Source organism: Mycobacterium paragordonae, from assembly GCF_003614435.1.
In the GTDB taxonomy this organism is placed as follows: Bacteria; Actinomycetota; Actinomycetes; order Mycobacteriales; family Mycobacteriaceae; genus Mycobacterium; species Mycobacterium paragordonae.
The window spans coordinates 3005728-3018596 of sequence record NZ_CP025546.1; the positions used below are offsets into that span (position 1 = coordinate 3005728).

Sequence of the window (12869 nt, forward strand, 5' to 3'; positions counted from 1 at the left end):
GGAGTTGGTAAGTTGCGGGCCATCCTGACCGGGGGAGGCTCGAATGTCGTTCACGATGGCAACTCCGCAGCTGATTTCGGCTACGGCAGAACAGTTGGCCGGAATCAAATCGGCCCTGGCCGCTGCCAACCAAGGCGCGGTCGGCTCGACGACAAACTTGGTTTCCGCCGCCGCCGACGAAGTATCAGCGGCGATTACGGCGGTGTTCAACGCTCACGCTCGCCAGTATCAGGCGCTGAGCGCGCAGGCGTCCGCGTTTCATGCGCAGTTCGTGGAGACCTTGACCGCGGGCGCGAACGCGTACGCGACGGCGGAGACGGCCAATGTCCAGCAGACCTTGGTCAACGCGATCAACGCGCCGGTGCAGAGTCTGACCGGGCGCCCACTGGTCGGCGACGGCGCAAACGGCGCGCCCGGTCAGCGCGGCGGTGACGGCGGCTGGCTGTACGGCAGTGGCGGGGCCGGTGGCGCCGGCGGAGCCAACGGGGTCGCCGGCGGGGCCGGTGGCAACGCCGGGTTGATCGGATCGGGCGGGGTTGGCGGCGCAGGTGGCGCCGGTGCTGCGGGCGGCGCCGGTGGCCAGGGCGGTTGGTTGTACGGCAACGGTGGCGCCGGCGGAGCCGGCGGAACAGCTGTCACTGCCGGTGGCGCCGGGGGGATTGGCGGCAACGGTGGGTCGGCCGGGCTGTTCGGAGCCGGTGGTGCCGGTGGTAGCGGTGGTTTCGGCGCTGCGGGCGCCGGTGCAGTCGACGGTGGTGCCGCGGGAGCGGGCGGTACGGGTGGTGCCGGCGGTCGTCTATACGGAACCGGCGGCGCGGGCGGCGCCGGCGGTGACGGCGGAAGCGTTCCGGGTGTCGGCCCCGCAGGGATTGGTGCGGACGCCGGGTCGGGTGGGGTTGGTGGACACGGCGGTGCAAGCGGACTGATCGGAAACGGCGGAGCCGGCGGCGCGGGAGGTCAAGGTGGCCAAGGTGGTGCCGGCCCGAGCGTCGGAGGGGCTGGTGGGCTGGGTGCCGCCGGCGGACATGGCGGCGCGGGCGGGTGGATCGGCGACGGTGGATCGGGTGGTGTCGGCGGCCATGGTGGTATCGGTGGGACCGGCGACGTCGGCGGCGTGAGCGGGGCCGGCGGAGACGGCGCCTATGGCGGTCGGGGCGGGCTGCTGATCGGCAGCGGCGGTGTCGGGGGTTCAGGCGGTGGCGGTGGCGGTGCCGCCATGCCCAATGACCCGACCGGCAAGGGTGGTGCCGGCGGGGCCGGCGCACAGGGCGGCGCCGCCGGCTTGATCGGTAACGGCGGTGGCGGTGGCGGTGGCGGCAACGGCGGAATCGGCGGAGCTAACTTCGGCGATGCGCCGGGGGAGACCGGCGGCAACGGCGGAACCGGCGGCGTCGGGGGCATGGGCGGATTCCTGTCTGGGAACGGTGGAGCAGGCGGAGCCGGCGGAGACGGGGCAGCTGGCGGCATTTCCTTCAACGGTCCCAACGGCGGCATCGGCGGCAGCGGCGGAGCCGGTGCAGCGGGTGGAGGTACTGGGCTGATCGGCAACGGCGGCGGTGGGGGCGCCGGCGGCAGGGGCGCTCAGGGTGGGTTGAGTACGAACGCTGTGGGTGGCGCCGGCGGTGACGGCGGGGCAGGTTCGAACGGTGGTCAAGGCGGAGCGTGGTATGGCAACGGAGGCGGCGGCGGTGCGGGTGGTACCGGCGGTGCTGGTGGTGCGGGTTTCGGTGGCGCGGGTAACGACGGCGTTGGTAAAGACGGCGGTAACGGCGGCAATGCGCAACTGATCGGTGACGGCGGCAACGGCGGCGCCGGCGGCGGTGGCGGCGCGGTCGGCGGCGTCGGCGGGCGAGGTGGAAGCCTGGCCGGCAAAGCCGGCGCGAACGGGACGTCTTAGCGACGCCCCTGCACCAAAAGTGCCCAGCACGCTTGAGGAATAAAGGCTGTCGGTGCCTGGCTTTACCCTGATGCTATGGCTTTCGCCACCGAACACCCAGTACTCGCCCATTCGGAATACCGGGCCGTCGACGAGGTCGTGCGCTCCGGAGCCCGCTTCGAGGTAGTCAGCCCGCACCAACCCGCCGGCGACCAGCCCGCCGCCATCGACGAACTGGAGCGCCGGATCAAAGCGGGGGAGCGCGACGTGGTGCTGCTCGGTGCCACCGGCACCGGGAAATCGGCGACCACGGCCTGGCTGATCGAACGGCTGCAACGGCCCACCCTGGTGATGGCGCCGAACAAGACGCTAGCCGCCCAGCTGGCCAATGAACTACGAGAGATGTTGCCGCACAACGCAGTTGAGTACTTCGTCTCGTACTACGACTATTACCAGCCCGAGGCGTACATCGCGCAGACCGACACTTACATCGAAAAAGACAGCTCGATCAACGACGACGTCGAGCGGCTGCGGCACTCCGCCACGTCGTCGCTGCTGTCCCGCCGCGACGTCGTGGTGGTGGCGTCGGTGTCGTGCATCTACGGCCTGGGCACGCCGCAGTCCTACCTGGACCGCTCCGTCGAGTTGCAGGTCGGCATGGAGGTGCCGCGTGACGGGCTGCTGCGGCTGCTGGTCGACGTCCAGTACACCCGCAACGACCTGTCGTTCACCCGCGGCTCGTTCCGGGTGCGCGGCGACACCGTGGAGATCATCCCGTCCTACGAAGAGCTGGCCGTGCGCATCGAGTTCTTCGGCGACGAGGTCGAGGCGCTGTATTACCTGCACCCTCTGACCGGTGACGTGGTCCGCCAGGTCGATTCGCTGCGCATCTTCCCGGCCACCCACTACGTGGCCGGTCCCGAGCGGATGGCCCTGGCCATCTCGACGATCGAACAGGAGCTGGCCGACCGGCTCGCCGAGCTGGAGGGGCAGGGCAAGCTGTTGGAAGCCCAGCGGCTGCGGATGCGCACCAACTACGACATCGAGATGATGCGACAGGTCGGGTTCTGCTCCGGCATCGAGAACTACTCCCGCCACATCGACGGTCGTGGTCCCGGTTCGCCTCCGGCGACCCTGCTGGACTACTTCCCCGAAGATTTCCTGATGGTCATCGACGAGTCGCATGTCACCGTGCCGCAGATCGGCGGCATGTATGAGGGCGACATGTCGCGCAAACGCAACCTCGTCGAGTACGGGTTCCGGTTGCCCTCGGCGGTCGACAACCGCCCGCTGACCTGGGAGGAGTTCGCGGACCGGATCGGGCAGACGGTGTACCTGTCCGCCACGCCCGGGCCGTACGAGCTCAGTCAGACCGGTGGCGAGTTCGTCGAGCAGGTGATCCGCCCGACCGGCCTCGTGGACCCACAGGTTGTGGTCAAGCCGACCAAGGGGCAGATCGACGACCTGATCGGCGAGATCCGCAAGCGCACCGAACGCGACGAGCGGGTGCTGGTCACGACGCTCACCAAGAAGATGGCCGAAGACCTCACCGACTACCTGCTAGAAATGGGTATCCGGGTGCGCTATCTGCATTCCGAGGTCGACACGTTGCGCCGCGTTGAGCTGCTGCGCCAGCTGCGGCTCGGCGAGTACGACGTGCTGGTCGGCATCAACCTGCTGCGCGAGGGTCTGGACCTGCCCGAGGTGTCGTTGGTGTCGATTCTCGACGCCGACAAGGAGGGCTTCCTGCGCTCGGTGCGCAGCCTCATCCAGACCATCGGCCGTGCGGCGCGGAATGTCTCCGGCGAAGTGCACATGTACGCCGACAAGATCACCGACTCGATGAAAGAGGCGATCGACGAGACCGAACGCCGCCGCGCGAAGCAGGTCGCCTACAACGAGGCCAACGGTATCGACCCGCAGCCGCTGCGCAAGAAGATCGCCGACATCCTCGACCAGGTCTACCGCGAGGCGGACGACACCGACGTCGAGATCGGCGGATCCGGACGCAACGCATCCCGCGGCCGGCGCGCGCAGGGCGAGCCCGGCCGGGCCGTAAGTGCCGGCGTGATCGAGGGACGCGATACCTCCACGATGCCGCGCGCCGAGTTGGCCGACCTGATCAAGGACCTGACCGCGCAAATGATGGCCGCCGCGCGCGACCTGCAGTTCGAGCTGGCCGCCCGGTTCCGCGACGAGATCGCCGACCTGAAGAAAGAGCTGCGCGGAATGGATGCCGCCGGGCTGAAGTGACACAGACGACGAGCGAGACCGGGAGCTGGCGTGAGCTGCTCGGCCGGCACCTAGGCACGTCCACGGTGCTGGCCGGCGGCGTCGCGATGTACGCCACCAACGAATTCCTGACCGTCAGCCTGCTGCCCAGCACCATCGCCGACATCGGCGGCGATCGCCTGTACGCCTGGGTAGTCACCCTCTACCTGGTCGGATCGGTGGTGGCCGCGACCACCGTCAACTCGATCCTGCGCCGCTTCGGGGCGCGGTCCTCATTCCTGCTGGGGCTGGCCGTGTTCGGGGTGGCCAGCGTCGCGTGCGCGGTGGCTCCGACGATGGAGGTGCTGATCGCGGGGCGCACCCTGCAGGGAGTCGCCGGCGGCACTCTGGCCGGGCTGGGCTATGCGCTGATCAATGCCGCGCTGCCGCGTGAATTGTGGACGCGCGGCTCGGCGCTCGTCTCGGCGATGTGGGGCGTCGCGACCGTGGTCGGACCGGCGATGGGTGGTCTGTTCGCGCAATTTGGCCTGTGGCGGTGGGCTTTTGGCGCGATGGCCGTCCTGGCGGCGCTGCTGGCCGTTCTGGTTCCGGCGGTGCTGGCGGCCAGCGCGACCGCCGAGGACGACCCGGCGGCCCCCGCGCTCCGGGTCCCGGTCGGGTCGCTGCTGTTGGTCGGTGCGGCGGCGTTGGCGGTCAGCGTCGCGCAGCTGCCGCACCACGCCGCGGCCATCGCCGCACTGCTCGCGGTGGGCGTGCTGCTGGTCGCGGCGTTCGTCGTCGTCGACCGTCGCAGCCGGGCCGCCGTCTTGCCGCCCAGTGTGTTCGGCACCGGACCACTGAAATGGATCTATCTGACCCTGGCCGTACTGATGATGGCCGTCATGGTTGACACCTATGTGCCGCTGTTCGGTCAGCGCCTGGGACACCTGAGTCCGGTCGCGGCCGGTTTCCTCGGCGCCTCGCTCGCGGTCGGGTGGACATTGAGCGAGATCGTCAGCGCCTCGCTGAGCAACCCGCGGGTGATCAACCGCGTCGTCCTGACCGCACCGCTGCTCATGGCGTCCGGGCTGGCGTTCGGCGCCGTCACCCAGCGTGCCGACGCGTCGCTCGGACGGATCGCAGTCTGGGCGGTGGCGTTGCTGATCGCGGGAACCGGCATCGGGATGGCCTGGCCGCATCTGTCGGCGCGCGCCATGGACTCCGTCGACGACCCCGCGGAAAGCGGTGCGGCGGCCGCGGCGATCAACACCGTGCAATTGATCTCCGCCTCCTTCGGTGCCGGTCTGGCGGGTGTCGTGGTGAATTCGGCTACCGGCGGCGAGTTGATGGAGGCCCGCTGGCTGTACGGCGTCTTCACCGTGCTGGCGGCGCTCGGCGTGCTGGCGTCCTATCGGGCGACCCGCGGTGCTCGTCGTTCCGCGCCGCTACGGGCAGCGAAGTTGCGTCCCTAACAAGCCCGCACCTCTTACGGTGGAGGAGTGACGGAAACGGTCAGCGAGACCGGCAGCTGGCGTGAGCTGCTCGGCCAGCACCTGGGTACCTGCACCGTATTGGCCGGCGGCGTTGCGCTGTATGCCACCAACGAATTCCTCACCGTCAGCATGTTGCCGAGCATCGTCGCCGACATCGGCGGTGACCGGCTGTTCTCCTGGGCGACGACGCTGTATCTGATCGGTTCCGTGGTGGCGGCCACCACGGTCAACCCGATGCTGCTGCGTGTCGGGGCGCGGTCGTCATATCTGATGGGGCTCACCGTGTTCGGGCTCGCCGGCCTGGTCTCCGCGCTGGCGCCGACGATGGAAGTGCTGATATCGGGTCGCATGTTGCAGGGTGTGGCCGGGGGCCTGTTGGCAGGTCTGGGATACGCCCTGATCAACACTGCGTTGCCGCGCCACCTGTGGACCCGTGGTTCGGCACTGGTGTCGACCATGTGGGGTGTCGCGACCTTGATCGGACCCACCGCCGGCGGGATTTTCGCCCAATTCGGTTGGTGGCGATGGGCTTTCGTCGCGATGGGCCTGGCGGCCGCGCTGATGGGCGTGCTGGTGGTGAAAGTCGTTGCAGCACGCCGTGACTCGGAGGAGGAGTCGCCGTCCCGGGCGGTGCCCATCTGGTCACTGCTGTTGATGGGGGCCGCCGCTCTGGCCGTCAGCGTCGCGGCCCTGCCGCATTATCTGGTGCAGACGTTGGGGCTGCTGGCCGCCGCGGTGCTGCTGGTGGCCGTCTTTCTGATCGTCGACTGGCGCATGCATGTTGCGGTGTTGCCGCGCAGCGTGTTCGGCCCTGGGCCGTTGAAATGGATCTATCTGACCATGGCCGTGCAGATGGTCGCCGCGATGGCCAACACCTATGTGCCGCTGTTCGGTCAGCAACTGGCCGACCTGAGCCCGGTGGAGGCCGGATTTCTCGGCGCGGCACTGGCTACCGGGTGGACGATCGGCGAGATCGCCAGTGCGTCACTGACCAATCGTCAGGTGATCGGGCATGTCGTTGCGGTCGCGCCGTTGATCATGGCGACCGGGCTCGCGCTGGGTGCCGTCACCCAGCGTCCCTACGCGCCACTCGGGATCGTCGCGATCTGGGCGCTGGCACTGCTGATCACCGGCGCGGGCATCGGAATCGCGTGGCCGCACCTGGCGGTGCGGGCGATGACCGCGGTCGACGATCCGGCCGAGAGCAGCGCCGCGGCCGCCGCGATCAACATCATCCAACTGAGTTCCGGGGCCTTCGGAGCCGGTCTGGCCGGTGTGGTGGTCAACACCGCACCGGGCGGCGAGGTGACATCGGCGCGCTGGTTGTTCTCGGTGTTCACCGCACTGGCCGCGCTCGGCTTCCTCGCCTCCTATCAGGCGACGCACCGGGACCGGCGATCTTCAGCGGGTTGACTTCACGACCTGGGAGTAGTGGAACTGCCAGCGTTCCACGATGTGGAAGCCCAGGTAGCTCGGGAACAGGTAGACCGGCGCCCGCCCGAACGCCGCGCCCGGCGACAACGCTTGTCCCACTTGATGATCCGGCAGTGACTTGTCCCGATTGGTGATCGTCCACAACGCGGGACACTTGTTGATCTTCGCCGTCGTCAGCCACACCGCGACGTGCCCGTCCCACAACGCCCCGACTTTCGGTCCGTAGAAACCCCGCTCGACGTCGATCAGCGACCGAAAGGCCGCCGGCCGGGTCGCCAGCAGCGCCCGGATCGGCCCGGGCTTCCACGGCACCGTGTTGTCCACCAGCAGGCAGTCGCCGGGCGAGGCGTGGGCGCTGATGACGTCGGCGACCTGGCTGTAGTCCCAGCCCTCCTTTGCGTACGGACCGCGTTGGGTGAAGTAGTAGTTCGGGAAGGCCGCGCCGGCCAGGATCAGCACGAGCGCGACGACCTGCCAGCGCCTGCGGGTGGCCGCGACGAGGCAGACGGCAAGGACGACGGCCGCGCCGGGAGCGGTGAAGATCAGGTAGCGCGGGTAGTAGATCGGTTCGTTGACGGCCGAATAGATCAGGACGAAGGCCGTGGGTACCACCACCCACAGCACGCTGATTGCCAATAGTCGACCGGCACCGGCCTCGGCCCGGGCCTTGCCGGCCAGACGCAGCACTGCGGCGACGAGCACCAGCACGCCCGCCAGGATCGCGAACGGGACGCTGTAGTCGAAATATTGGCGGTGTACGACGTCGAGGAACAGGTTCCGGTTGAGCCCGTTGATCCATCCGACCTGCCACACCTGTTTGTGGGCAAACAGCATGAACGGCGTCATCGCGCCGAGAGCAACCACCGATGCCACGCCCAGCCAGATGGCGGGCCACTTGCGCGGCCGCCCGGGCGCCAGTAAGGGCAGGACCGTGGCGTAGACCAACACCAACAGCACCATGTTGACGTTGACCAGGATGGCCACCATCAACAACAGCGCGTAGGACACCCACAGCCGCGGCCGATTGCGCCGCGTCGCGGCGACCACCAGGACCGTCAGCCAGGCCGCCACCGCCACCACCAGCGCCGACGAGCGTGCTTCGATTCCCGCCCAGGTCACCCGGGGGAGGATGGCGAAAACGGCACCCGCGCACAGCGCCGTCCCGCGCCCGGAGAACTGCTTGGCGAAAACCACCACACCGGCGGCGGCGGCTCCCACCGCCAGCGCGCTGGGGACCCGCGACCAGAATTCCGTCGGCGGGAAGATCGCGAACCAGCCGTGCATCAGCAGGTAGTAGAACCCGTGCACCGCGTCGATGTGACCCAGCAACTTCCACAGTTCGGGCAGTGTGCGGCTGGCCGCAGCGGTGATGGTCGCGCCCTCGTCGAACCACAGCGACGGCCGGCCGGCCCAGGCCCCGCTGATGAGCGCGGTGAGCGCCGCGACGACCCAAGGGTCCAGGAAACGCCCGCGCGGATGTGCCGTGGCGCCCGGTTCGGCGTCGTCAGCCACGGGATTTTCAACGATTGACACAGACATGATTGATCTCAACTTTATGTGCACACGCGGTCCGGACGTGACCCGCGCCGCAAACCTCTCCCGTCGACGTCCAGCAACGCGATAGGGTCTTGGGTTGGCGGACACCGACACCTGGGAGGGTAAATGAGCGCCTATCAAACCGTGGTCGTAGGGACTGACGGCTCAGATTCGTCGATGCGCGCGGTAGACAGGGCAGCTGCGATCGCGGGGTCGGACGCCAAACTGATCATCGCCTCGGCATATCTTCCGCAGCACGAGGACGCTCGCGCTGTCGACGCCCTCAAGAGCGAGAGCTACAAGGTCACCGGCACCGGGCCGATCTACGAGATCCTGCACGACGCCAAGGAGCGGGCGCACAACGCCGGCGCCAAGAACGTCGAAGACCGGGCGATCGAAGGCGCCCCGGTGGACGCGCTGGTGCAGCTGGCCGAGTCGGAGAAAGCGGATCTGCTGGTGGTCGGCAACGTCGGTCTGAGCACCATCGCGGGCCGGCTGCTCGGCTCGGTTCCGGCCAACGTCTCGCGTAAGGCCAAGGTCGACGTCCTGATCGTGCACACCACCTAGATCGGGGCTTTACCAGCCGCGCTCGCGCCACTCCTGGATGTGCGGGCGTTCGTCGCCGAGCACGGTGTCGTCGCCGTGGCCGGGATAGATCACGGTGGAGTCGTCGTAGACGTCGAACACCCGGGTTGAAACGTCGTCGAGCAGTTGCTCGAAGTCGCCGGGTTGCCACGTCTTGCCGACGCCGCCCGGGAACAGGCAGTCGCCGGTGAACAAGTGGGTCACGCCGCCGGTCGCGGGCCCGTCCAGCGCCAGCGCGATCGAGCCCGGGGTGTGCCCGCGCAGGTGGATCACGTCGAACGCCAGCTCACCGATCCGAACCGTGTCGCCATTTGCCAGCAAACGATCCGGCTGGACGGGAAGCGGCTCCGCGTCGATCTCGTGGGCGGCGGTCGGCGCTCCGGTGGCCTCGGTCACGGCTTCCAGCGCCTGCCAGTGGTCGAAGTGTTGGTGGCTGGTCAGAATCAGCGATAGCGACGGCGCGTACCGTCGAACGAGTTCGATCAGGACATCGGCATCGTTCGCGGCGTCGATCAGCAGCGTTTCCCCGGTCGCGGAACAGGTGACCAGGTAGGCGTTGTTGTCCATGGGGCCTACCGAGGCCTTCACGATCGTCGCTCCGGGCAGCGTGCGTCGGGCCGCCGTGCCCGGTTCGACGTGTCCGGTGTAGTTGTCACTGACTTCGGGGGCAGCGGTCATAACCATGCACGCTACTTGGTGGCGGGCGGCTTGGCCGCTTACCTGTCGGTGGGGGCACCTAGCATGGAATGCGGCCCCCGCTCTGACTGTTCCGCTGTGATCGTTCAACGCCAGGGCCGTACACGTTTCAGCTGAAAGGGGCAGCGTGGCTGACCGCCTCATTGTCAAGGGTGCGCGCGAGCACAACCTGCGCGGTGTCGACCTCGATCTACCCCGGGACGCCCTCATCGTCTTCACCGGGTTGTCCGGCTCGGGCAAATCCTCGCTGGCGTTCGACACCATCTTCGCCGAGGGTCAGCGCCGCTACGTGGAGTCGCTGTCGGCGTACGCCCGGCAGTTCTTGGGCCAGATGGACAAGCCGGACGTCGACTTCATCGAAGGTCTCTCGCCGGCGGTCTCCATCGACCAGAAGTCGACCAACCGCAACCCGCGCTCGACGGTCGGCACCATCACCGAGGTCTACGACTACCTCCGGTTGCTCTATGCCCGCGCCGGCACCCCGCACTGCCCGATCTGCGGTGAGCGCATCGCGCGTCAGACCCCACAGCAAATCGTCGACCAGGTGCTGGCGATGGAGGAGGGCATCCGGTTCCTGGTGCTCGCCCCGGTGGTGCGAACCCGCAAGGGGGAGTTCGCCGACCTCTTCGACAAGCTGAACGCACAGGGCTACAGCCGGGTGCGGGTCGACGGGGTGGTGCACCCGCTGACCGAGCCGCCGAAACTGAAAAAGCAGGAGAAGCACGACATCGAGGTGGTGGTGGACCGCCTCACCGTCAAAGCCAGCGCCAAGCAGCGGCTCACCGACTCGGTCGAGACCGCGCTGAACCTGGCCGACGGCATCGTGGTGCTGGAGTTCCCGGATGACCGGGACGAGCATGACCACCCGCGTGAGCAGCGCTTCTCCGAAAAGCTGGCCTGCCCGAACGGGCACGCCCTGGCCGTGGACGACCTGGAACCGCGGTCCTTCTCGTTCAACTCGCCGTACGGCGCCTGCCCCGAATGCGTCGGTCTGGGCATCCGCAAGGAGGTCGACCCGGACCTGGTGGTTCCCGACCCCGACCTCACTCTGGCCGAGGGTGCGGTGGCGCCGTGGTCGTCGGGCCACACCGCCGAGTACTTCACCCGGATGATGGCGGGCCTGGGCGACGCGCTCGGGTTCGACGTCAACACCCCGTGGCGAAAGCTGCCCGCCAAAGCCCGCAAGGCGATTCTGGAGGGTGCCGACGAACAGGTGCACGTGCGGTACCGCAACCGCTACGGGCGCACCCGGTCCTACTACGCGGAGTTCGAGGGCGTGCTGGCGTTCCTGCAACGCAAGATGGCCCAGACCGAGTCCGAGCAGATGAAGGAACGCTACGAGGGCTTCATGCGGGACATCCCGTGCCCGGTCTGTGACGGCACACGGCTCAAGCCGGAAATCCTGGCGGTGATGCTGACCGCGGGGCAGTACGGCCCCAAGTCCATCGCCGAAGTCTGCGAGCTCTCGATTGCCGACTGCTCGGACTTCCTGAACGCCCTCACGCTGGGCACCCGGGAGGCGGCGATCGCCGGGCAGGTGCTCAAGGAGATCCAGTCGCGGCTGGGCTTCCTGCTCGACGTCGGGCTGGAGTACCTGTCGCTGTCGCGGGCGGCGGCCACGCTGTCCGGCGGTGAGGCGCAGCGTATCCGGCTGGCCACTCAGATCGGCTCCGGGTTGGTCGGCGTGCTCTACGTGCTGGACGAGCCGTCTATCGGCCTGCATCAGCGCGACAACCGTCGGCTCATCGAAACGCTCACGCGCCTCAGGGATTTGGGCAACACGCTGATTGTCGTCGAGCACGACGAAGACACCATCGAGCACGCCGACTGGATCGTCGACATCGGGCCCAGGGCCGGCGAACACGGCGGCCTGATCGTGCACAGCGGTCCGTACAGCGAGTTGCTCACGAACAAGGACTCGATCACCGGCGCCTATCTGTCCGGGCGCGAAAGCATCGAGATGCCCGCGCTGCGGCGGCCCACCGACCGCAAGCGCCAGATCACGGTGGTCGGGGCCCGCGAACACAACCTGCGCGGCATCGACGTGTCGTTCCCGCTCGGGGTCCTGACGTCGGTGACCGGCGTATCCGGTTCCGGCAAGTCGACATTGGTGAACGACATCCTGGCCGCGGTGCTGGCCAACCGTCTCAACGGCGCGCGGCAGGTACCCGGCCGGCACACCCGCGTCACCGGCCTGGATCACCTGGACAAGCTCGTCCGGGTCGACCAGTCACCGATCGGCCGCACCCCGCGATCCAACCCGGCCACCTACACCGGGGTGTTCGACAAGATCCGCACCCTGTTCGCCGCCACCACCGAAGCGAAAGTACGCGGCTACCAACCAGGCCGGTTCTCCTTCAACGTCAAGGGCGGCCGCTGCGAAGCCTGCACCGGTGACGGCACCATCAAGATCGAGATGAACTTCCTGCCCGATGTGTATGTGCCGTGTGAGGTATGCCAGGGCGCCCGCTACAACCGGGAAACCCTGGAGGTGCACTACAAAGGCAAGACCATCTCCGAGGTGCTGGACATGTCGATCGAGGAGGCCGCGGAGTTCTTCGAGCCGATCAGCGGCATTCATCGCTACCTACGCACGCTGGTCGACGTCGGCCTGGGCTACGTGCGACTCGGACAACCCGCGCCGACGCTGTCCGGCGGGGAGGCCCAACGGGTGAAGCTGGCATCGGAATTGCAGAAGCGTTCGACCGGACGGACGATCTACATCCTCGACGAGCCCACCACCGGCCTGCATTTCGACGACATCCGCAAGCTGCTCAAGGTGATCAACGGCCTCGTCGACAAGGGCAACACGGTGATCGTCATCGAACACAACCTCGACGTGATCAAGACCTCGGACTGGATCGTCGACATGGGACCCGAAGGTGGGGCCGGCGGCGGAACCGTTGTCGCTCAGGGCACCCCGGAGGACGTGGCCGCGGTGCCGGAAAGCTACACCGGGAAGTTCCTGGCCGAAGTCGTGGCACCACCGGCCGCCCGGCGGAGCACCAAACGACGCAAAGTCAGCGCGTAATACCATC

The 12869-nt window shown here is 68.0% G+C and carries 8 protein-coding genes; 6 read left to right on the forward strand and 2 right to left on the reverse strand.

Translation table 11 applies throughout. The features are described from left to right. Window positions 1–43: 43 nt before the first annotated feature. The 4 genes from C0J29_RS13900 (at window position 44) to C0J29_RS13915 (ending at window position 6993) form a co-directional block, all read left to right on the forward strand. Window positions 44–1897, forward strand: coding sequence for a PE family protein (locus tag C0J29_RS13900; protein WP_120792678.1), 1854 nt, complete (start codon window positions 44–46; stop codon window positions 1895–1897). Between the two features lie 75 nt (window positions 1898–1972). Further along, window positions 1973–4129 carry an excinuclease ABC subunit UvrB gene (gene uvrB, locus C0J29_RS13905; protein ID WP_120792679.1) on the forward strand — a complete coding sequence of 719 codons (2157 nt, stop codon included), beginning with the start codon at window positions 1973–1975 and terminating at the stop codon, window positions 4127–4129. Continuing rightward, on the forward strand, window positions 4126–5559 hold the full coding sequence (locus tag C0J29_RS13910) for an MFS transporter (protein WP_120792680.1): 1434 nt from the start codon (window positions 4126–4128) through the stop codon (window positions 5557–5559). Before uvrB ends, C0J29_RS13910 begins: the two co-directional genes overlap by 4 nt. Before the next feature lie 27 nt (window positions 5560–5586). Then, on the forward strand, window positions 5587–6993 hold the full coding sequence (locus C0J29_RS13915) for an MFS transporter (protein WP_120792681.1): 1407 nt from the start codon (window positions 5587–5589) through the stop codon (window positions 6991–6993). Here C0J29_RS13915 and C0J29_RS13920 read toward each other — a convergent pair. Next, window positions 6982–8553 carry a mannosyltransferase gene (locus C0J29_RS13920; protein ID WP_120792682.1) on the reverse strand — a complete coding sequence of 524 codons (1572 nt, stop codon included), beginning with the start codon at window positions 8551–8553 and terminating at the stop codon, window positions 6982–6984. The genes C0J29_RS13915 and C0J29_RS13920 overlap by 12 nt on opposite strands. 123 nt (window positions 8554–8676) lie before the next feature. Between C0J29_RS13920 and C0J29_RS13925 the strand changes: the two genes are divergently transcribed. Beyond that, window positions 8677–9117 carry a universal stress protein gene (locus C0J29_RS13925; protein WP_065049076.1) on the forward strand — a complete coding sequence of 147 codons (441 nt, stop codon included), beginning with the start codon at window positions 8677–8679 and terminating at the stop codon, window positions 9115–9117. Window positions 9118–9126: 9 nt separating this feature from the next. On the opposite strand, the gene C0J29_RS13930 is transcribed toward C0J29_RS13925, so the two are convergent. Continuing rightward, window positions 9127–9813, reverse strand: coding sequence for an MBL fold metallo-hydrolase (locus C0J29_RS13930; RefSeq protein WP_120792683.1), 687 nt, complete (start codon window positions 9811–9813; stop codon window positions 9127–9129). Window positions 9814–9958: 145 nt separating this feature from the next. Here C0J29_RS13930 and uvrA point away from each other — a divergent pair, with 145 nt between their 5' ends. Continuing rightward, on the forward strand, window positions 9959–12862 hold the full coding sequence (gene uvrA, locus C0J29_RS13935; RefSeq protein WP_065049072.1) for an excinuclease ABC subunit UvrA: 2904 nt from the start codon (window positions 9959–9961) through the stop codon (window positions 12860–12862). Window positions 12863–12869: the final 7 nt, after the last annotated feature.